Consider the following 20,125-nt stretch of genomic DNA (forward strand, 5'->3'; position numbering starts at 1 on the left):
CCACCGTGATTCGCAGCAAAGGAGCTAGCAATGACTGTTTACGCACAGCCGGGTGCCGAGGGTTCGAAGGTCACGTTCAAGGACCGCTACGAGAATTGGATCGGCGGCGAGTGGGTGGCCCCGGTGAAGGGCGCCTACTTTGAGAACATCACACCAGTGACGGGCAAGGCTTTCTGCGAAGTTGCCCGTGGCACGTCCGAGGACATTGAGCTTGCCCTCGACGCCGCCCACAAGGTTGCACCGTCCTGGGGGAAGACCTCAGCCACCGAGCGCGCAGCCATCCTGAACAAGATCGCAGACCGCATTGACGACAATGTGGAGCTCCTGGCGGTAGCGGAGACCTGGGACAACGGCAAACCCGTCCGCGAAACGCTCAACGCAGACATCCCGCTGGCAGCAGATCACTTCCGCTACTTCGCTTCGGCAGTCCGTGCACAGGAAGGCCACCTCTCGCAGCTGGATGAGGACACCACCGCCTACCACTTCAAGGAGCCGTTGGGCGTTATTGGCCAGATCATTCCATGGAACTTCCCCATCCTCATGGCCGTCTGGAAGCTTGCCCCGGCGCTCGCAGCTGGCAACGCCGTAGTCCTCAAGCCTGCCGAGCAGACGCCCACGTCCATCCTGGTCCTCATGGAACTCATCGGTGACCTCCTCCCGGCCGGCGTGGTGAACGTCGTCAACGGCTTTGGTGTGGAAGCCGGCAAGCCGCTCGCTTCCAGCTCCCGGATCCGCAAGATCGCCTTCACGGGAGAAACCACCACTGGCCGTTTGATCAGCCAGTACGCGTCGAACAACCTCATTCCCGTCACGCTGGAACTGGGCGGCAAGAGCCCGAACATCTTCTTCGATGACGTCGCCGACCAGAATGACGCCTTCTACGACAAGGCCCAGGAAGGGTTCACGCTCTTTGCCTTCAACCAGGGCGAAGTCTGCACCTGCCCGTCCCGCGCCTTGGTCCAGGAAGGCATCTACGACTCCTTCATGGCCGACGTCACGGCCAGGACCAGCAAGATCATCCAGGGCAACCCGTTGGACACCGACACCCAGGTTGGAGCCCAGGCCTCCAACGACCAGCTGGAGAAGATCCTCTCCTACATCGACATCGGGAAGCAGGAAGGTGCCAAGATCCTCACAGGCGGTGCTCGCGCGGAACTTTCCGGCGACTTGGCTGGCGGCTACTACGTCCAACCCACCATTTTCGAAGGCCACAACCGGATGCGCATCTTCCAGGAGGAGATCTTCGGCCCAGTGGTGTCGGTGACCAAGTTCAGCGACTACAACGACGCAATCGGGATCGCCAACGACACCCTTTACGGGCTTGGCGCCGGCGTCTGGTCGCGCAATGGAAATGTCGCCTACCGCGCCGGCCGGGAGATCCAGGCTGGCCGCGTGTGGGTGAACAATTACCACGCCTACCCGGCAGGTGCCGCCTTCGGTGGCTACAAGTCCTCAGGTATTGGCCGTGAGAACCACGCCATGATGCTGGACCACTACCAGCAGACCAAGAACCTCCTGGTCAGCTACAACGAGAACAAGCTCGGCTTCTTCTAAACCCGTCCTGTTCATCGATCAAAGGAGATCGTCAATGACCACCATGCAAGCAGCAGTAGTTACGGAATTCGGAACCGACCTTAAGATCCAGGAAGTGGAACGGCCGACGCCGGGTCCCGGCCAGGCGCTGGTCCGCCTCATCACGTCGGGGGTATGCCATACCGATCTGCACGCCGCCGAAGGCGACTGGCCGGTCAAGCCGACGCCGCCGTTCATCCCCGGTCACGAGGGAGTCGGTGAAGTGGTGGCCCTTGGTGACGGTGTCACGGATGTGGCCGTGGGCGACCTCGTGGGAAACGCCTGGCTATGGTCGGCCTGTGGTGATTGCCAGTACTGCCGAACCGGCTGGGAAACGCTGTGCGAGTCCCAACAAAACGGTGGCTACAGCGTTGACGGCTCGTTCGGCGAGTACATGCTGGTGGATACCCGCTTCGCCGCGCGTATCCCGGAAGGCTCGGACCCGGTGGAAGTTGCGCCCGTGCTGTGTGCAGGGGTCACCGTCTACAAGGGCCTGAAGATGACTGAGGCCAGGCCGGGGCAGTGGGTCACCATCTCCGGAATCGGCGGTCTGGGACACATAGCAGTGCAGTATGCGGTGGCCATGGGTCTTCGCGTGGCTGCGGTGGACATTGCCGATGACAAGTTGGCCCTTGCCCGCGAACACGGTGCCGAGCTGACTGTGAACGCCCTGCACGAGGATCCGGCCGAGGTCATCCAGCGCGAAACGGGTGGCTGCCATGGTGTTCTGGTCACGGCAGTGCATCCCTCAGCATTCGGCCAGGCGATCGGCATGGCACGGCGCGGGGGAACGATCGTCTTCAACGGGCTGCCTCCGGGAGACTTCCCGGCGCCCATCTTCGAGATCGTGCTCAAAGGTCTCACGGTCAGGGGGTCGATCGTGGGCACCAGGCAGGACCTTGAAGAGGCACTGGAGTTCTATGCGCAGGGAAAGATCAAGCCAACGGTCTCTACCCGGGAGCTCTCGGAGGTCAATGCGGTGTTTGACGAGATGAAGCACGCCAAGATCGACGGCCGAGTGGTTCTGAAGTTCTGATGAATCCCAACGGCTTGGAAGCCGCAGTGACGCTGCCCGGAGAGGACTTCTCCCGGGTGGCGCTCACCGCGGTGTCCGTGGAACTGCTCCGCAAGCTCTGGGACCAGCACGGGCCGCTCATGTTCCATCAGTCAGGTGGCTGCTGCGATGGCTCCGCTCCCATGTGCTATCCGGCGGGGGAGTTCCTGACAGGTGACTCCGATGTGTTGCTCGGCCGATTCGATATTGGATCCAGCGCAGGGCCGCAGCCACTGGAGTTCTGGATGTCCAAGGAGCAGTTCAACTACTGGTCACACACCCATCTCACTGTGGACGTGGTCCCGGGCAGGGGCAGTGGCTTCTCGGTGGAATCGCCAGAAGGCAAGCGGTTCCTGATCCGCTCAACACTGATGGACTGGGACGTTCCCAGCGTCTGAGAGGTGTGACGGGGGCTACCTGTCCCCGTCACACCAGCAACACCAGTCACGGCGTTTTTGGGTTCGTCTCACTATCTGGGATAAATATGGCCGTCCATTGGTCGGACACTATTCTTGATGAGTCCTATACCACCCCCATCCAGAATGTGGCATTTTTATGAACATTTTCAGGACCAAGTCGATCGAGCAGTCGATCGCCGATGCCGACGAACCCGGTCGCAAGCTCAAGCGCAGCCTGAGCACCTGGGACCTCATGATCATGGGCGTCGCCGTTGCTGTCGGCGCCGGGATCTTCTCGGTGGGCGCCAAGGCTGCTGCAAACTTTGCCGGCCCCGCCGTCACCATCTCCTTTGCCATCGCCGCCATCACATGCGCGCTGGCCATCATGTGTTACGCAGAATTCGCCACGGCAATTCCTGTCGCAGGCTCCGCCTACGTGTTCACCTACGCCACCATGGGCGAGGTCCTCGCGTGGATCATTGGCTGGAACCTCATCCTTGAACTTTTCACCGCCGCTGCCGTGATCGCCAAGTACTGGGGCATCTACCTCAGTACGGTCTTTGGCCTGATGGGCGTGGACATGCCGCCGTCCATCAACGTGGGCGGGGTTGACCTTTACTGGGGCGCCTTCCTCATTGTCGCGATCTTTACCGTGCTGCTGGTGCTGGGGACAAAGTTGTCCGCCCGCGTTGGCAACGTCTTCACGCTGATCAAGATCGCAGTGGTGCTGTTCGTGATCGTTGTTGGCTTCAGTTACGTGAAGTTCTCCAACTACACACCCTTCGTTCCTGCTTCCGAGCCCACAGACTCCGGTGCGGCCGACGTCATGAAGCAGTCCTTCTTCGGCTTCCTGACCGGCGCCGCTCCGGCCCAGTACGGGACCCTGGGTGTCTTCGCAGGTGCAGCACTGGTGTTCTTCGCGTTCATCGGCTTTGACGTGGTGGCGACCTCCGCAGAAGAGGTGAAGAACCCGCAGAAGACACTTCCCCGCGGTATCTTCGGTGGCCTTGCAGTAGTTACGCTGCTCTACATCCTGGTTTCCCTGGCGTTGACCGGTATGGTCTCCTACACGCAGTTGGCCGAGGTCAAGAACCCCACCCTGACCACAGCCTTCGAGGCCGTGGGCAACACTGACGCAGCCAAGGTCATTGCCTTTGGCTCGCTGGTGGGCCTGACTACCGTGATCATGGTGCTGCTTATGGGCTTGTCCCGCGTGGTTCTGGCCATGAGCCGCGACGGACTCCTGCCGCGCTCGCTGTCCAAGACCAGCGAAAAGCGCTCCACGCCTGCCCGGCTCCAGATCATTTGTGGTGCTGCGGTTGCCCTGGTGGCCGGCCTGACCAACGTGGATCTCCTTGAGGAAATGATCAACATCGGCACGCTGTCCGCGTTCGTGATGGTGAGCCTGGGCATCCTGGTGCTGCGTAAGAAGCGCCCGGACCTCAAGCCTGCCTTCCGCGTTCCGTTCGGCAAGGTCCTGCCATGGGTCTCCGCGGTCCTCTGCCTATACCTCATGACAAACCTGGCCGTTGAAACCTGGATCTTCTTCGCGATCTGGCTGGTCATCGGCATGATCATTTACGTCTCCTACGGCCAGCGCCATTCACGGCTCAACGAGAAATTCGCTGCGGCGAAGAATGCCGTCACCGGTGATGCCCACAGCAAGCAGCCCAAGGGTGACGAGGACGAAGACACCTACACCAAGGTTTAGCCCCCGCAACAACTGCTTGTCTGACAGCTGCGGCTAAATAGACGTGAGGCGCCCGGGAACCACCATCGGTTTCCGGGCGCTTTTTGCATGTTCCGCCCGCCCCGGCCCCAGTCCAGTCAGGGTGCCGCATGCCCTCGGACCCACTCCACCAGGGGCCTCAGCACCTCCCAGCGGGAAGCGATCTCATCCCTGGCCGAGGGATTGGACAACCACTCCGGCTGCCCCACCTCAATGCCCGCTGAGAGGGACTTGTGCTTGAGCAATTCCCCGCGCGGATGGTCCTTGTCGTAGCCCCTCGGAACGGTCTTGAGCTTCTCGCCCTCAATGGCGAAGCCCGCCGCCGCCACCGCGTCAACGATCTTCTGGAGCTCCTCCCCACTGGCAGGAGCATCCACAGCGGCACGGAAACGCGCCAGCTGCGCCGGTGTGTGCGAGTGGTAGCCGCCGCCGATCAGCAGCCCATCTGCGCTGATCTGGAGATAGAAGCCCACACCCTCCTGAGTGGCAGCGAAGGCGCCCTGCGCGGTCTTGTACGGTGACTTGTCCTGGGAGAACCGGATGTCCCTGTTGGGACGAAAGATCTTGGCTGGCCCGAACTGCGGCTCCAACTCTAAAAGGAGAGCGGTCAGCGGCTCTCTGACGTCGGCGTCGTAGGTTGTTTTATGTTCCAGCCACCACTCACGGTTGTTGTTCTCTTCAAGCTCGGCATAGAAACGGAATGCGGCAGCAGGGATGCCTTCGAATGTGCTCATAAAGGGATCCTATGGACGGCGGCACATCCGCAGCCATAGCCCGGGACCGCTATGTGGAAAAACAAAAAGAACACCCCGCCGCGGAGATCCGCAACGGGGTGTTCCTGGAAATGCAGTGGAGCAATGACGCTTAGAGCTTGTTGGCTGCTTCGGCGTCGGACTCGGTCTGGCCGGCGCCGAGGTTGGCGCGGAGCTTGGCGCCGAGGTCGGCATCAACGTTCGTCCAGTACTGGATAGCGCGTTCCTTGATGTCGGCGTGCTTTACGCCGCCCACAGCACCGGTGATGGTGTCAAGGAGGCGGGCCTTTGCGGCGTCGTCGTAGACCTCGCGGTACAACGTGCCAGCCTGGCCGAAGTCGTCGTCCTCAGCGTGAAGGGTGTGGGCGGAGAGGGTGAGCTCGCCGTCGTTCTCCCAGCCACCGGCCGGTGAAGTGGGCTCAACAGCAGCCGGGCCACCTACCGAGTTCGGTGCGTACACCGGGGTGGAGGGGGAGTTGAACAGGAAACGACCCTGGCCATCCTGGCTGTAGTTGTTGACCTGGTTCTTGGGCTGGTTCACCGGGATCTGAGCGTGGTTGGTGCCCACGCGGTAACGGTGTGCATCTGCGTAGGAGAAGATGCGGGCCTGCAGCATCTTGTCCGGGGAAGCGGCAATGCCCGGTACGAAGTTCGACGGCGCGAAGGTGGCCTGCTCGATCTGCGCGAAGTAGTTCTCCGGGTTCTTGTTCAGCTCCATGGTGCCCACGTGGATCAGCGGGTAGTCAGAGTGCGGCCACACCTTGGTGAGGTCGAACGGGTTGAAGCGGTACGTCTTGGCGTCCTCGTACGGCATGACCTGGACGTGCAGTTCCCAGGAGGGGAAGTTGCCATCGGCAATGTTCTCCTGGAGGTCGCGGATGTAGAAGTCCGCGTCCGAGCCAGCCAGTTCGGCAGCTTCGTCACCGGTGATGGTCTTGACGCCCTGGTTGGACTTGAAGTGGTACTTGACCCAGAAACGCTCGCCGGCGGCGTTGATCCACTGGTAGGTGTGCGAGCCGTAGCCCTGCATTTCACGCCAGGAAGCCGGGAGGCCACGGTCGCCCATGAGCCAGGTGACCTGGTGGGCGGACTCGGGGGAGAGGGTCCAGAAGTCCCACTGCATGTCAGCGTCACGCAGATGGCTGCCCGGGAGGCGCTTCTGGGAGTGGATGAAGTCCGGGAACTTGATGCCGTCGCGGATGAAGAAGACGGGGGTGTTGTTGCCAACGAGGTCGTAGTTGCCCTCGGAGGTGTAGAACTTCACGGCGAAACCGCGGGGGTCACGCCAAGTGTCGGGAGAGCCGTTCTCGCCTGCAACGGAGGAGAAACGGATCAGCATGTCCGTCTCGGTACCCGGCTGGAGGAAAGCAGCCTTGGTGTAGGCCGAAACGTCCGAGGTGGTCTTGAACGTACCGAATGCGCCGCCACCTTTGGCGTGCACTACACGCTCCGGGACCCGCTCGCGGTTGAACTGCGCAAGCTTTTCCACCAGGTAGTGGTCGGTGAGGATGATGGCACCGTCAGCGCCGACGGACTTCGAGTGCGCGTCGGACGTAACGGGGGCACCTGACTGGGTTGTTGAAATGGCAGTCATTGTTCTCCTTTTTCTTATTTCTGAGTTACGGAAGTTACGGGAAGCTGTTGTTTGGACTGGCAGTCCTGGCAGATGCCCTGGTAAAGGACATCGGCGATCTGGATGGTCATGGGCTTTGAATTCTCATCCCAATGCGGAGTAAGGCACGGTGCGTGGCCCACGGCGCAATCCACGTCCTCCACCTTGCCGCAGCTGATACAGACGGCGTGGTGGTGGTTATCGCCTACCCGGGTTTCGTAAAGCGCCGGGGAGTGCGGGGGTTCAAAGCGGCGCAGCATCTGCAGATCCGTGAGGTCGCTGAGCACTACGTAAACGGACTGCGCCGTCAGTTCAGGAAGCTCTTTGCGGGCGGCGGCAAGAATGCCTTCCGCCGGGGAATGCGGATGGTGCTGGACCGCGGCCAGCACAGCCAGCCGCTGCTTGGTCACACGCCTGCCGTGGGCATGCAGGGCGGCGGCCCATTCTGCTTGCTCGGCTGTGTGATCTGTCATGCATTCATTGAAACACTTATTTTGAGGAGTTCACAATAAGGCAAGGCTAACTTCGGGTGAACGGAGCAGTGCCTCCAGCGGATTGACTTCTTCTGCCACGGATCGTCCCAGCGCATGGACCCTTAAGGGGACACCAAGTGACTCGGATTCCAACACAACACAGCTGAATCCACTGAGTCCCCCGGACAGCGGAAGCGCCCCCAAGGCCGATGCCATGGCCAAGAGCTCCGCCGGCTGAAGATCCTCGATGGACGCAGTGTGCCGGGCCGGCTCCATGACGGTGTGACGGGGGCCTGCATCGATCGTCCGCACCAGCGGATCGGATCCACTGACAGGCCCGACGACGGCACGCACCTGATCGGCAGAAGTCACCGGGGAGCGGTGTCCACCTCCCCGCAGCGCTTCACGGAGCGCGGCATCGGTACCGTCCAGCTCGTCGTCCGGCACCCCGGTCCGACGGTGGGCCGGAAGCGACAGCTGGAGTCCCGGCGTCGTGGTTTCTCCGTCCCACCGTCCAAACAGGTGGAACGTGGGGGTTGATGACTCAGCGACGGGTTCGCCCATGGCCGAGCCCAACGGGTGCCATTGGTGGGCGAACATGACGGCGCAGCGGGTGGCATCCAGAACCTCACGGAGGGCAGTGCGGACCAGGTTGTGACAGAAAAGCCAGTCGGCGGCCGAGGGGTGTGCGAACTCTGTAGAGGGATCCGAGAGCCTGATCAGGACGTGCCCGGCAGTCAGCGGATGGCGTGGACGGGCGATCTCCCAAAAGCCCGAACGGTACAGCAATCGTCGCGACAATACCATGTCAACTCCTTCCCCCGGGTGAGCCTACCAAGCCGGCACGCGTGGCGGGAGGCTGCTGCAATGGTCGTTAAGGTAGGACGGTGGCGAAACTACTGGCAGACATCACTCCGCTGAAGGAGAGTCCCGCTTTCCGGCGGCTCTGGATGGGGGCATCGGTGGCCGCCATAGGTACCCAACTGACGCTGGTGGCCGTGAGCCTGGAGGTTTACAGGCTCACGCAGGAGAGCTTCTACGTGGGTCTTCTGGGGATCTTCGCGTTGGTTCCGCTGGTCATCGCGGGCCTTTACGGTGGTTCCATTTCCGATGCTTACGACCGCCGCAAAGTGGCCCTCATCGCCTCATTGGTCCTCTGGGCAACCACTGCGGGACTGGCACTGCAGGCGTGGTTGGAGATCGGAAACATCTGGATCCTGTACGCACTGGTGGCCATCCAGAGCGGCGCCCAAGGCATCAACGGACCAGCCCGCAGCGCCATCATCCCGCTTCTTGTTCGAAAGGACCTGCTGCCGGCGGCCAACGCCCTGAGCATGCTGACCTTCGGCCTGTCCATGACTGCCGGGCCGCTGTTGGCCGGTGTGCTGGTAGCCACCATTGGCTTTGGCTGGACCTACACCATTGACGTCATCAGTTTTACGTTCGCACTCTGGGGCCTCTTCAGGCTTCCGCCATTGCCACCTTCCAAGGATGCTGTGCGGCCCGGACTGCGTTCCGTGGTTGAAGGTTTCCGGTTCCTGGGCACCCGGCCCAACGTCCGGATGACCTTCATCATCGACCTCATCGCCATGATCTGCGCGCAACCCCGTGCGCTCATGCCTGCCATTGGGGCGGTCATGATCGGCGGCGGCGAAACTACGGTGGGTGTTCTGCTCGCGTCCACGGCCGTGGGTGCTTTCCTCGCAGGCCTGTTCTCTGGACCGCTGGGGCGCGTACGCAAACAGGGCAGCGCCGTGGTGTGGTCCGTCGTTGGCTGGGGTGCCTCGATCGCCGGGTTCGGACTGGTGGTGCTGCTGGCCGGCGATGCCGGTCGCGATGGCGTCACGGCCTGGCTCATTCCTGCAGCCGTCTGCTGTGCGCTCGCTGGCATTTCCGACTCTGTCAGCGCCGTCTTCCGGACCACCATCCTGCAGGCGGCCACACCCGATCACCTGCGTGGGAGGCTGCAGGGCGTGTTCATCGTGGTGGTGGCGGGAGGGCCCCGTGTGGGTGACATGCTGGCCGGCGGTGTCACGCAGTTCCTCAGCGAAGGCGGTGTACTGCTCCTCGGCGGTCTCCTGTGCATTGTCCTGGCATGGCTGGCCTCGCGCATTCAGCCTGGTTTCGTCGCTTACGACGCCAAGCATCCGGTGCCCTAGCTCCGCTGGCCACACGATGACCACAGCCAGTCACCCTGCCGCCAGCCACCCGGGCGACGTAGGCTGACAACGGAACACGGCGACCGGCGTCGGCGTTAATCCTGAGAGAACCCCTGCAAGTGCTGACGAAAGTGACCAGAGAAACCGTGCATAAACACAACAATGGACTCAAGACTGCCGCGCTCTTCGGTGTGCTGTGGGCGGTGTTGTTGGGTTTGGGTGCCATTATCGCGGCAGGGACGCGCAGCACGACGCCCATCTGGATCATGGCTCTGATCGGCGTTGGTACCACTGCCTACGGATACTGGAACAGCGACAAGATCGCCATTCGTTCCATGGCCGCATACCCAGTCACTGAGGCACAGGCTCCGCAGCTGTACCAGATCGTGAGGGAACTATCAGTCCGTGCCAACAAGCCCATGCCGCGGATCTACCTTTCGCCCACCATGACTCCCAATGCCTTTGCCACCGGACGCAATCCCAAGAACGCCGCCGTGTGCTGCACTGAAGGTATCCTGCACCTTCTGGACGCACGCGAACTCAGAGGCGTGCTGGGGCATGAATTAATGCACGTGTACAACCGAGACATCCTGACCTCATCCGTAGCCGCTGCCGTGGCCGGTGTCATTACCTCGGTGGGTCAGATGCTGCTGATTTTTGGCAGCGGCGACCGGCGCAACGCCAACCCGCTGGCTACCATTGCCATGGCCCTGCTCGCGCCCTTCGCAGCCTCACTGATCCAAATGGCCATCTCCCGCACACGTGAGTACGACGCCGATGAAGACGGCGCCGAGCTCACTGGCGATCCTCTGGCACTCGCCTCAGCCCTGCGCAAGATTGAGTCCGGCGTCAGCCAGTTGCCCCTTCCCCAGGACCAAAAGCTGGTCAACGCCTCACATCTGATGATTGCCAACCCGTTCCGAGGCGGCGGTATGCGGCGCATGTTCTCCACGCACCCGCCCATGAAGGAACGGATCAGCCGGCTGGAACGAATGGCCGGACGCCCACTTTCATAGAGACAGAAACGCGTTGTGAACCCGCTGCGGGATTAGGAGAACAGGCCCTCGCCGATGTATCCGCCCGCTTTGACGCCGGGAGGCACAGCGAATAGACCGGAGCCTGTGTGCTTCAGGTACTCCACGGACAGGGTGTCGCCCTTGGCCAAGGCCAGCTGCATGGGCACGTAGTGGGTCCGGGGATCCTTGACGAACGCGATAAAGAACAGTCCGGCGTCGAGGTGACCCAGGCCGTCCGAACCGTCGGTGAAGTTGTAGCCGCGGCGCAGCATTCTCACGCCGGCGTTCTGGTCCGGGTGTGCAAGGCGGACATGCGAATCGAGGGGAATGAGGGGCTCGTCGTCACGTCCCTTGATCCCGAAGTCCGGAGCGGTGAACTCATCTCCGCCTGACAGGGGAGCGCCCACGCCCTTGGTGCGGCCGATCAGCCCTTCCTGTTCACGCAGGGAAGTCCGGTCCCAGATTTCGATGTGCATTTGGATCCGGCGGGCCACCAGGTAGCTGCCCCCGCTCATCCACTGCTCACCTGGCCGCGAGCTGGACGGCACCCACACGTGCTCATCCAGCAGCGTGTTGTCTTCGACCTTGAGGTTGTTGGTGCCGTCCTTGAAACCAAAGAGGTTCCGCGGTGTCACCTGTGCCCTGGACGTGGAGGAAGTACGGCCAAAGCCCAATTGCGACCAACGCACACGGACTTTCCCAAAACCGATCCTGGCGAGGTTGCGGATGGCATGGACGGCAACCTGGGGGTCATCGGCGCAGGCCTGGATCACAATGTCACCACCCGTGCGGCCCGGCTGAAGGTCATCCCCGGGGAAGTGGGGGAGATCGATCAAGGCCTCAGGCCGGCGTCCGTCCAGCCCAAAACGCGCCTTGCCATCCTCCTCAAACAGCCCGGCACCGAAACCGAAGGTCAGGGTGAGCTTGGCAGCCGGCAGGTCCAGTGCTTCGCCGGTGTCTTCCGGCGGTGCATCGTAGGGCCCATCGACGGCGCCCGTCTTGCCCGTGGGAATACCGGTTGTCATGGCCTCGGCCGCGGCAGTCCAGTCTTTGAGGAGCTTGATGAGGTCCTTGCGGTCCTCGGTGGTGACGTCGAACGCGGCCATGTGCAGGCGGTCCTGGGCGGGCGTGGTGATACCCGCCTGGTGGTCGCCGAAGAACGGGACCACAGCCTCCCCGGCCTTGGTGTCCGAGGCTGAAGCGTTGGCAGCCGTCAAAGCATCGTGCCCCAGGAACCCGGCGGCCAAGCCGGCAACGGCCCCGGCGCCGCCCACCCCCGCGAGAGAGAGCAGGCCGCGTCGGGACATACGTGAGGTACTGGCCGCAGCGGTAGCTGCTGAACCGGCGTCGGACGCTTCCTGGGACGTCAGCCCGGCGGAAGTCTCGACGCCTGCTGACGCGCCGGAGTGTCCGACGACGGATCCCTCACCGGTGCGGTTGGCGTCAGGGCTTTCGCCAGTGTGCCCGAAGGGGCAGCCGGTCACAACACCACAGCTGCGGTGAGCTTGGAGAGGGGCTCACCCAGCGAATCGACCAAGGCGGCGAGCTGCTGGACCTGGTCCTGGCTCAGCTCGTTGTAGTACGCGAAGCCATCGCCCTTGGCGTGCTTCTTGAGTTCGGCCTGCAGGGCGGCGAATTTCTCGTCCAAGGACTTTGCCAGCTCCGCATCCTTCTGCTCAAGAGCAGGCTTCAGGCTTTCGAAGGCGATGCGCGCACCGTCCACATTGGCCTGGAAATCCCAAAGGTCGGTGTGGGACCAGATCTCCTCTTCGCCGGTGACCTTGCCGGTGGCCACTTCATCAAGAAGTTCCTTGGCGCCGTTGCCGAGCTTGTCCGGGGTGAGCTGGACGGTGCGGGTGCGGGTGACGAGGTCCTCGGTGTCAGCCACCAATTGTGTGGAAATCGCCGTACGCTCCGCGGCAGTCATGGCTGTGTAGTCTGCCGGCGGGAAGAGGTCCTTCTCAGCGCGGTGCCAGCCGGTCCATTCTTGTCCCGGCTCAAGGTCGGCCTCACGGGCATCGAGCTTGGGATCGAGGTCGCCGAATGACTCGGCCACGGGTTCGATCCGCTCCCAGTGCATGCGGGTGGACGCGTAGAGGTCCTTGGCCTTGGCGGCGTCACCTGCGGCGAAAGCCTCGGCAAAGGCCTTGGTGCCCACAATGAGCTGTTCGGTCTGGTCCTTGACGTAGGCCACGTACTGCGCGGATCCGGTGTCAAGGAGTTCCTGGAAGCCGGCGTCCACGCTGGGCTTGTTTCCGGACTCAGTGACCTCGAAGGAGGCGCGGATGCCTTCGCCCTGCATGCCAGGCTTGCATGCGGTGTTGTACTTGCCCGCAGGCGCAGTAACCACCAGGTTGCGGGTGATTCCGGGGCCGATGTTCTCTACTTCGCCAATGATCCGCAAGCCGTCTTCGGCCAGCAGGTAGAACTCGGTGACCTCGGTGCCTTCGTTCTTCACGTTGAAGGTCAGGTTGCCGCTGGGGGCAGTGCTGGTGGAGACCTTGCACTCGTTGGCGGTGCTGCTGACCTGGATGGGACCATCCGTTGCGCCCGTGGTCTTGGTGTTGTCAGTGCAACCGGAAAGCACCAGCGGTACGGCTGCGGCTGCCCCGATGACGGCGAGCGTCCTGCGAAGTTTCGGGGAAGAGGAGGCGGGCAGGAACATGGGTGTGTCCTTTGTGTTGGGGGCGGGCGTCAGGGCGGGGACTACGGGTGGGCCGTGACGGCGGGGGTGGAAGTCTTGCTGGAAGCCTGGGGTGGAGCCGAACGGTTGGCCCGGATGTAAAGGAACAGCACCGGAATCACGTACAACAGCCATGCAGCGGCTTCGAGCCAGGTGGTGGCGGGGGAGAAGTTCAGCGTGCCCTTCAGCAGGGTTCCGTACCAGGACGACGGCGGGATGGCAGCTGAGACGTCGAAGGCCAGGTTGTTCAGGCCCGGCAGGACGCCCGCCTCCTGGAGATCGTGGATTCCGTAGGCAAGGACGCCACCGGCAATGATGATGAGCCCCACCCCGGTCCACGTGAAGAAGCGGCCGAGGTTCACCTTCAGCACACCCCGGTGGAGCAGATAACCCAGGCCGGCAGCTGTCAGCAGACCGAGCAAGGCCCCGAGCAGCGGCAGGGTGGTTTCGCCGGTTGCCTGGGCCGCGGCCCAGATGAAGAGGGCAGTTTCGAGGCCTTCGCGGCCCACTGCCAGTGCCGCAACCACCACGAGGCCCCAGGCGGCGCCGTCGGCTGCTTTATCCACCTGCGATCGGAGTTCGCCGCCGAGGCTGCGCGCCGTGCGGGCCATCCAGAAGACCATCCAGGTCACCAGCGCGACCGCCACGATGGACAGGCCTCCGCCGATCGCTTCCTGGGCCTCGAACGTGAGGCCGCGTGGGCCGAAGGTCAGCAGAGCGCCGAAGCCAAGAGAAATGGCGATTGCGAGGCCTACGCCCATCCAGACACGGGAGATCAGATGCCGCCGGCCGGTCTTGATGAGGTATGCCATCAGGAGGACCACGATGAGTGAGGCCTCAAGGCCTTCGCGCAGGCCGATCAGGTAATTGGCGGTCATGGAAGTTCTTTCACTAAGGGGAACCGTACTTAGGTTCGCCTAAGGAAGAAGGATACTGTGACTTGACTATTACGCAAACTAATCGTGTGCTAATGCGCTGGCTCATTACGACAGTCGGTGTAGTTTTTGGGCAGCAAAAAGCCGGGACACGGCGCCCTGATGAGCGTGCGTCCCGGCTTTGAGGCCGGTGGTTGCCTCGGTGCTTTTTGACGAGGGTGTTAGCTGCGGAAGTTCACGAACTGGAGATCGGCCTCTTCGAACTTCTTCAGGATGTTCATCGTCTCCTGGAGGTCGTCACGGGACTTGGACGTCACGCGGAGCTCGTCACCTTGGATCTGGGACTTGACGGACTTGGGAGCTTCATCGCGGATGATCTTGTTGATCTTCTTGGCGATGTCCTGGGCGATGCCCTCCTTGATGGTGCACTCAAGGCGGAACTCCTTGCCGGAAGGGAAGGGTTCGCCCTGGTCCAGGGACTTCAGGGAGATGCCGCGCTTGATGAGCTTGGACTGGAAGACGTCCAGGACAGCGAGGACGCGGTCCTCGGAGTTGGCCTTCATGAGGATCTTCTCGCCGCTGAAGTCGATCTCTGCGCCGACACCCTTGAAGTCGTATCGCTGCGCGATTTCCTTCTGGGACTGGTTGAGGGCGTTGGCGACCTCTTGCTTGTCTACCTTGCTGACGACGTCGAATGTGGATTCGCCTGCCATGACTCTCCTTAGGTTGGGGGCCCTGTGAGGGCGGGTTGGTCTGGCATCCAGCCTAGTACGGAAGCCGCCGCTTGGGACGGTGGAGGACTTTCACAGTTCGCTCACAGCACATGCAGGGCTGGAACCGAGCGTGCGGGTTGAGAGTTGTAACAGTTGGAAGAACGCATCGTCGGAGGATCAGCATGAGCAGCAAGGCCGTCCAGTCCATTACCAAATCCGCGTCCGCAGCAGCGGGTTCCATCGGAACGGCCGCCGTTGCGGCGGCGAGTGCAGTGGCGGCAGCGGCTGTGGCAGCATCGATCGTCCTGAGCCCGGTACCCGACGCTGCGTCACGTATGGACGGGGTGCACGCGGATTTGCTCCGCGCCGTGCAGCTCAACCAAATCACCGCCGAGCAAGCCGAGAAGTTTGAGGCCAAACTGGCTGGACGGATCCTCGGCGAAGCCTGAAATACGCGGAATTCCGGGGTATCTGCCCCCGATTAGATTCTTCGCAGGAAATTCTGTAAGGTTGTCTCTGCCTTCGGTTACCGGATCGAAAAGAAACGGTCTCCGGAAGTGATCTTCTTTTGAAGTTCGGCAGATTACCCGAGCGGCCAAAGGGGGCTGACTGTAAATCAGCTGGCAACGCCTACGGGGGTTCGAATCCCTCATCTGCCACCCAAGGAAAATCCCCGGAACCACTGGTTCCGGGGATTTTTTCGTATCCCGGGGGTTGCCTCGTTTTTTTCGGGGATTGCTCGTTCTTTTCGGGGGTGCGTCATTTCGGGGCGCCGCCTGGCGACGCCGGGAGGTGGTGTCCTCAGCCCGAAACTATGACCCGGGCTTTTGCCCGGGTTCCGCGATCTCCCTGAGCTCCGCGATCTCGCGGCGCAGGGCCGCGATCTCCATCACCAGGTCAGCCATCTCCGCACGAACAGGCTCCTCGGCCTCGGCTGCCTTCTGGCCCGCTGCCGCCGCCACGCCCTCGGCGTTCTCTTCGATCCGCTGGACGAGCCAGGAGGCGATGGAAGCCGTCACAATACCGAGGACAGCGATGCCGCTCATCATGAGCGCCGCTGCGACAATCCTGCCGATCGGAGTGACCGGATAGAGGTCTCCGTAGCCCACTGTGGTGATGGTGGTGACAGCCCACCAAGCCGCGTCCCCAAAGGTGAGGATCTTTGCGTCCGGGGCGTTCTGCTCCACGTCGAGCACGGCCAACGCGCCGATGAGGATGAGCATCGCAGCCGCGCCGGCAACGTAGGTGGCCACGCGTCCGCGCAGGGTCTCACCCACGGTGCGTTGGAGGACGGACAAGAGGGTGACCAGGCGCAGCAAGCGAAGGGGCCTGAAGAAGGGGAGAACCACGATCAGGAGCTCATGCAGGTTCCAGAGGAACCACCGCCCGCGGTCCTCGGCGAGCCACAAATTCACGAAGTAGTCCACCGCGAAAATTCCCCACGTGATCCAGAGAACGATCTCGAAGGGCACGGCAGCAGCGCCGTCCACGCGGCCGATGACCTGCCACCCGTAGGCGGTGAGGAAGATCAATGCGGTGGCCATGAGGGGCCATTCCACGAGGTCCCGATATCGAGCTTGCGTCATAGGGGAATACTAGTCACCGCAGGCGCCCTGCCTGGGATGGGCCGGTTCAGGCGGCGGGCGTCTCCAACCAGTAACCATCCAGGTGGTGGATCAACTGGCGGCCAAGGCCACCCTTGAGTTGGATCCAGAGTGTGCTGCGGTCGTTGGTCATGCCATCGATGGTGCCCTCGATCCGGTTGCCACGGGCATCCTGGAGCACAACGTCCTGGTGGCGGGAGAGTTCCGGCCAGATTTCGCCGTGCGGCCTGGTGGTTTGCAGCGTGCTCATGAGGAGTCCCCCTGGTGTTTCCTGGTCAATACGAGTTTCAGATATTGTGCACGGCTTTCATGAACCAGCGGTAAACGTTAGTGCAATCGTTGGACATAAATGGAGCCTCGCAGCCGGTGTGGTTCCAGCATGTGGTCCGCATATTCACAGCAAAGTTACCGACGGGTAACATTGCAGGCATGCATCTGCTTCTTCGCACCCTCATGTTGCTGTTCACGTCCTCCAAGCGCTCGCCACTGGGCGTTTGGGAAGAATCCTCACTGCCTCTGCGGGTGTTGCCGACGGACATCGACATCGCCATGCACGTCAACAACGGAATGTACTTCTCGCTGATGGACCTGGGCCGGTTCGATCTCATGGTTCGCAGCGGAATCTGGACAAAGATGCGCAAGCGGGGTTGGAACCCGGTAGCAGCCGGGGAAACCATTGCCTTCCGGAAGTCCCTGCAGCTGTGGCAGCGGTACACCATCGAAACCCGCATCATTGGGCTGGACACCAAGGCCATCTACTTTGAGCAGCGCATGGTGGTGGACAGCGAAATTTACGCCCGCGCCCATATCGCCACCCGTTTAGTGCACAAGGGCAAGCCCGTCACGCAGGAAGAAATCATCGCAGAGTTCGGTGCCCCGCCGGCTGACCTCGAGCTGCCCGAATGGATTCACGAGTGGCGCGGGAACAACGCACTTCCCGGAGCGAGCCGCCCCGCACCCCACGTCTGGGCCTAAACTCCCACATCACGTCGCTGCAGGGCGGCAGCACCCACCGCGACGAGCGCGGCCGAAATTCCGAGCAAGCCCCAGGCGGCACCCCAATCGGCGCCGTTTGTTACGGGTGAATTGCCGTACGCCCAGTGGTACGGCGAAAGGTTCAGCAGCCAATCGACGTCGGGACTCTGCCTCCCGACCGCATTGAACACGTAGCCCAGGACGGCCACCGCGGCACCCGCGGCAATCCCGTAGACCTTCCGGCCCGTCAGCGCGCCTGCGCACAGGGCTGCCGTGCCGCTCAGCAAAGCCAGCGCGGCAAACAGGACCACCGCTCCGAACAGATGCCCGACGTCGATGCCCAGTTCCGAGGGCCGGTTCAGTACCAGCACCAACAGGAAGACCAGTGCGGAGAGAACCACGGTCCGGACTATCAACGCGAAAGCCCTTTCGAGGACCACCTGGACACGGGTAACGCTGTGCGCGAGGGTCAGTTCCAACAGTCCCGATTCCTCGTCTCCGCCTACCGCTGCGGCCCCCCAGCCAACGGACGCCATGGACATCAACAGGAAGCCGATCAGCCCGAAAAGTGTGGCTTGGGTATAGCCGGGACCGGTTGCAATCTGGTCGTAGTTCAGTGCTTTGGTCATTTCAGGGGGAAGGGCATTGATGAGGTCCTGCATTTGCGAGTTTCCGCCAATGGAGGGATACAGCGGCAGGTAGAGCATGATCGCCGCCGTCAGACCCAGGGCCCAGGCCAGGGTGGACCGCCACGAATCTGTGAGCGCCTTGGTGAACAATGGCAGGATCTTAGGCACGGTGGGCTCCTTCCTTTCGGGCGGCCGGTCTGGAGCCGGAACCGGACGCGTTGTTGGAGCCGGGGCCCTCTCCGTGTCCCGGCGCAGGGGATGTTCCGGTGTAGAGGGTCAACACGGCTTCTTCCAGATCAGGTTCCTCAAGGACCAGGTCCGTCAGATTCAGGCGGGCGAGTTCCTGGACAAGGGGCTGGACGTGACCTGACAGCGTCGCCGTGGCTTCAACGGTCCCGGCAGCATGGCCATCAGCGGGAAGCTCCCGCACCGCTATGTTGGCGACGCCAGGCACCCTGCCCAGCAACGCCCCGACGTCGGGCGCTTCTATTCCAGTGCTGGTGAAGCGAAGCTGCCGGACTGCGGCCGTCCTGAGAGCTTCCACGGTGGACACGGTGACGATTTCGCCGTCGCGGAGGATAGCCACGGCGTCGGCCGCTTGCTGGACTTCGCTGAGGACGTGCGAACTGAGGAAGACAGTGGCGCCGCCGTCCACGGCCTCGCGGACCATGGCATGGAAGACCTGCTGGACCAGGGGATCAAGGCCGCTGGTCGGCTCGTCAAGAACCAGGAGTTCAGGCTGATGCATGAAGGCCTGCAGGAGTCCCAGTTTCTGCTTGTTGCCCTTGGAAAGCTTGCGGCTCTGCCGGTCAAGGTCCAGGTCCAGCCGCTCGGCAAGCTGATCGATGTATCCGGGCTGCACGGGTCCACTGATCGCTTCGAAGTGTTCCAGCATGCGGCGGCCCGTAGTGCGGTTCTCCAAGTGCAGTTCGCCCGGAAGATAGCCGATCCTTCGGCGGAGACCGGTGCCTGCCCTGCGGGGGTCCTCCCCAAGCACGGCAATGGAACCCGCGCTGGGCCGGATGATGTCCAGCAGGCAGCGCATGGTGGTGGTCTTGCCCGCACCATTCGGTCCGATGACGCCGAACACCGTCCCGCGCTCCACGGCGAAATCAAGTCCGTGCAGCACCTCCCGGTGTCCGAACTTCTTACGCAACCCCTCGACGACGATTGCCTGGGTCACGGGGCATGCTCCCTTCCTTGGTTGGTGTGTCTTGCCGGAGTGCGTCGCGGGCTGCATCCAGGAACCGCGAGTCCGTGTAGAAGCCGTGTGTATAGATGTCCAGGGCCGGAAGTGTGAGGTGCCGCAGCAACTCCGGCCCGATTCCGTGGGGCTCGGGCGTGACGGCGCCCAATGTCCTTGTGAGGTGCCTGCCCAGCATGAGGATCGACAGGCTGTTGGAGGCGATCACCACGGCGGTTGACCGGACGTCATCAACCTTCCGTATGGTGCCGGCGTCGATCCCGTCCTGGATGATGTCCTGCGTCTGCCTCACGACGGCATCGAAGAAGGCGTCACCGGCCGCGGATTCATCCCCCAGGGATTGCCGTATGTACGAGATCTCGTTGGCGTATTGGTCCGGGTGGTTCAGATAATCCTGAATCAGCTGACGCGTGGACCCGGGGTCGGTTTTCTCTCGGCCCTGGGTAGCGGTCTGGGCCAGCACATGGCGGTCACAGGCCTCGCGGAGCCCTGCCTTGCTGCCGAAATGATGGATGACCAAACCAGGGCTTACTCCGGCAGCCGAGGCGACGGCCCGGACGGTGGCGCGGGTAAATCCATCGCGGCCGAAAAGTCCGATTGCGGCGTCGCGGATGCGGGCCCGGGTGGTCAAATCCTCTGCGTTTGAACGCATGTTTCAAAGACTAAACAGCTGTTCA

The 20,125-nt window shown here is 62.4% G+C and carries 22 protein-coding genes and 1 tRNA gene; 10 read left to right on the top strand and 13 right to left on the bottom strand.

Annotated features, from left to right (window positions below):
- Nucleotides 1-30: 30 nt before the first annotated feature.
- From BMY91_RS01345 to BMY91_RS01360, 4 genes are all read left to right on the top strand, one after another.
- The gene (locus BMY91_RS01345) at nt 31-1,554 is read left to right on the top strand and encodes an acetaldehyde dehydrogenase ExaC (protein ID WP_090817283.1); all 1,524 of its coding nucleotides are present in this window, start codon (nt 31-33) and stop codon (nt 1,552-1,554) included.
- Nucleotides 1,555-1,597: 43 nt separating this feature from the next.
- Nucleotides 1,598-2,608: an alcohol dehydrogenase AdhP gene (gene adhP / locus BMY91_RS01350; protein ID WP_090819052.1), complete on the top strand. Its 1,011-nt coding sequence runs from the start codon at nt 1,598-1,600 to the stop codon at nt 2,606-2,608.
- Nucleotides 2,608-3,024: a DUF779 domain-containing protein gene (locus BMY91_RS01355; protein ID WP_090817285.1), complete on the top strand. Its 417-nt coding sequence runs from the start codon at nt 2,608-2,610 to the stop codon at nt 3,022-3,024. The genes adhP and BMY91_RS01355 overlap by 1 nt, the downstream gene beginning before the upstream one ends.
- A 157-nt stretch (nt 3,025-3,181) precedes the next feature.
- Nucleotides 3,182-4,735: an APC family permease gene (locus BMY91_RS01360; RefSeq protein WP_090817288.1), complete on the top strand. Its 1,554-nt coding sequence runs from the start codon at nt 3,182-3,184 to the stop codon at nt 4,733-4,735.
- Between the two features lie 116 nt (nt 4,736-4,851).
- Here BMY91_RS01360 and BMY91_RS01365 read toward each other — a convergent pair whose 3' ends face one another.
- On the bottom strand, nt 4,852-5,487 hold the full coding sequence (locus tag BMY91_RS01365) for a DUF2461 domain-containing protein (protein ID WP_090817291.1): 636 nt from the start codon (nt 5,485-5,487) through the stop codon (nt 4,852-4,854).
- An 11-nt stretch (nt 5,488-5,498) separates the two neighbouring features.
- Here BMY91_RS01365 and BMY91_RS23335 point away from each other — a divergent pair, with 11 nt between their 5' ends.
- On the top strand, nt 5,499-5,621 hold the full coding sequence (locus BMY91_RS23335; protein WP_256212521.1) for a hypothetical protein: 123 nt from the start codon (nt 5,499-5,501) through the stop codon (nt 5,619-5,621).
- Here the strand turns inward: BMY91_RS23335 and BMY91_RS01370 are convergent.
- From BMY91_RS01370 to BMY91_RS01380, 3 genes are read right to left on the bottom strand one after another with little or no spacing between them, the layout of a single operon-like run.
- Nucleotides 5,618-7,099 carry a catalase gene (locus BMY91_RS01370; RefSeq protein WP_090817294.1) on the bottom strand — a complete coding sequence of 494 codons (1,482 nt, stop codon included), beginning with the start codon at nt 7,097-7,099 and terminating at the stop codon, nt 5,618-5,620. The genes BMY91_RS23335 and BMY91_RS01370 overlap by 4 nt on opposite strands.
- Nucleotides 7,100-7,113: 14 nt before the next feature.
- Nucleotides 7,114-7,590: a Fur family transcriptional regulator gene (locus BMY91_RS01375; RefSeq protein ID WP_017199873.1), complete on the bottom strand. Its 477-nt coding sequence runs from the start codon at nt 7,588-7,590 to the stop codon at nt 7,114-7,116.
- Between the two features lie 30 nt (nt 7,591-7,620).
- A complete protein-coding gene (locus BMY91_RS01380) occupies nt 7,621-8,397 on the bottom strand; it encodes a hypothetical protein (protein ID WP_090817297.1) in 777 nt (258 codons plus the stop codon).
- An 80-nt stretch (nt 8,398-8,477) separates the two neighbouring features.
- Here BMY91_RS01380 and BMY91_RS01385 point away from each other — a divergent pair, with 80 nt between their 5' ends.
- Together BMY91_RS01385 and htpX are read left to right on the top strand one after the other, a co-directional pair.
- Complete coding sequence (locus BMY91_RS01385; RefSeq protein ID WP_090817300.1) at nt 8,478-9,749, top strand: MFS transporter; 1,272 nt, start codon at nt 8,478-8,480, stop codon at nt 9,747-9,749.
- Between the two features lie 146 nt (nt 9,750-9,895).
- Complete coding sequence (gene htpX / locus BMY91_RS01390; RefSeq protein ID WP_090819055.1) at nt 9,896-10,765, top strand: zinc metalloprotease HtpX; 870 nt, start codon at nt 9,896-9,898, stop codon at nt 10,763-10,765.
- Nucleotides 10,766-10,797: 32 nt separating this feature from the next.
- On the opposite strand, the gene efeB is transcribed toward htpX, so the two are convergent.
- The 4 genes from efeB to BMY91_RS01410 all read right to left on the bottom strand — a co-directional run bounded on the left by efeB (nt 10,798) and on the right by BMY91_RS01410 (nt 15,036).
- Nucleotides 10,798-12,249 (bottom strand): iron uptake transporter deferrochelatase/peroxidase subunit, encoded by a 1,452-nt coding sequence (gene efeB / locus BMY91_RS01395; RefSeq protein ID WP_090817303.1) that lies wholly within the window; start codon nt 12,247-12,249, stop codon nt 10,798-10,800.
- Nucleotides 12,246-13,430, bottom strand: a complete 1,185-nt coding sequence (gene efeO, locus BMY91_RS01400; RefSeq protein WP_371261003.1) for an iron uptake system protein EfeO — start codon at nt 13,428-13,430, stop codon at nt 12,246-12,248. Before efeO ends, efeB begins: the two co-directional genes overlap by 4 nt.
- 41 nt (nt 13,431-13,471) lie before the next feature.
- Complete coding sequence (gene efeU / locus BMY91_RS01405; protein ID WP_090817305.1) at nt 13,472-14,326, bottom strand: iron uptake transporter permease EfeU; 855 nt, start codon at nt 14,324-14,326, stop codon at nt 13,472-13,474.
- A gap of 218 nt (nt 14,327-14,544) precedes the next feature.
- A complete protein-coding gene (locus BMY91_RS01410) occupies nt 14,545-15,036 on the bottom strand; it encodes a YajQ family cyclic di-GMP-binding protein (RefSeq protein WP_017200185.1) in 492 nt (163 codons plus the stop codon).
- A gap of 182 nt (nt 15,037-15,218) precedes the next feature.
- Here BMY91_RS01410 and BMY91_RS01415 point away from each other — a divergent pair, with 182 nt between their 5' ends.
- Nucleotides 15,219-15,485, top strand: coding sequence for a hypothetical protein (locus BMY91_RS01415; protein WP_090817308.1), 267 nt, complete (start codon nt 15,219-15,221; stop codon nt 15,483-15,485).
- A 128-nt stretch (nt 15,486-15,613) separates the two neighbouring features.
- A tRNA-Tyr gene (locus BMY91_RS01420) sits at nt 15,614-15,695 on the top strand.
- 153 nt (nt 15,696-15,848) lie between these two features.
- On the opposite strand, the gene BMY91_RS01425 is transcribed toward BMY91_RS01420, so the two are convergent.
- Both BMY91_RS01425 and BMY91_RS01430 read right to left on the bottom strand, forming a co-directional pair.
- Nucleotides 15,849-16,622, bottom strand: coding sequence for a potassium channel family protein (locus BMY91_RS01425; RefSeq protein ID WP_090817310.1), 774 nt, complete (start codon nt 16,620-16,622; stop codon nt 15,849-15,851).
- A 46-nt stretch (nt 16,623-16,668) separates the two neighbouring features.
- On the bottom strand, nt 16,669-16,890 hold the full coding sequence (locus BMY91_RS01430; RefSeq protein ID WP_090817312.1) for a hypothetical protein: 222 nt from the start codon (nt 16,888-16,890) through the stop codon (nt 16,669-16,671).
- A gap of 179 nt (nt 16,891-17,069) precedes the next feature.
- Here BMY91_RS01430 and BMY91_RS01435 point away from each other — a divergent pair, with 179 nt between their 5' ends.
- Nucleotides 17,070-17,615 (top strand): acyl-CoA thioesterase, encoded by a 546-nt coding sequence (locus tag BMY91_RS01435; RefSeq protein ID WP_090819061.1) that lies wholly within the window; start codon nt 17,070-17,072, stop codon nt 17,613-17,615.
- Here the strand turns inward: BMY91_RS01435 and BMY91_RS01440 are convergent.
- From BMY91_RS01440 to BMY91_RS01450, 3 genes are read right to left on the bottom strand one after another with little or no spacing between them, the layout of a single operon-like run.
- Nucleotides 17,612-18,412 (bottom strand): ABC transporter permease subunit, encoded by an 801-nt coding sequence (locus tag BMY91_RS01440; RefSeq protein ID WP_090817315.1) that lies wholly within the window; start codon nt 18,410-18,412, stop codon nt 17,612-17,614. The two genes, BMY91_RS01435 and BMY91_RS01440, sit on opposite strands and share 4 nt — an antisense overlap.
- On the bottom strand, nt 18,405-19,427 hold the full coding sequence (locus BMY91_RS01445) for an ABC transporter ATP-binding protein (protein ID WP_090817317.1): 1,023 nt from the start codon (nt 19,425-19,427) through the stop codon (nt 18,405-18,407). The genes BMY91_RS01440 and BMY91_RS01445 overlap by 8 nt, the downstream gene beginning before the upstream one ends.
- Entirely contained in the window at nt 19,393-20,100 is a 708-nt protein-coding gene (locus tag BMY91_RS01450) for a TetR/AcrR family transcriptional regulator (RefSeq protein ID WP_256212522.1), read from the bottom strand. The genes BMY91_RS01445 and BMY91_RS01450 overlap by 35 nt, the downstream gene beginning before the upstream one ends.
- Nucleotides 20,101-20,125 lie beyond the last annotated feature (25 nt).

The organism is Arthrobacter sp. yr096, from assembly GCF_900108925.1.
In the GTDB taxonomy this organism is placed as follows: Bacteria; Actinomycetota; Actinomycetes; order Actinomycetales; family Micrococcaceae; genus Arthrobacter.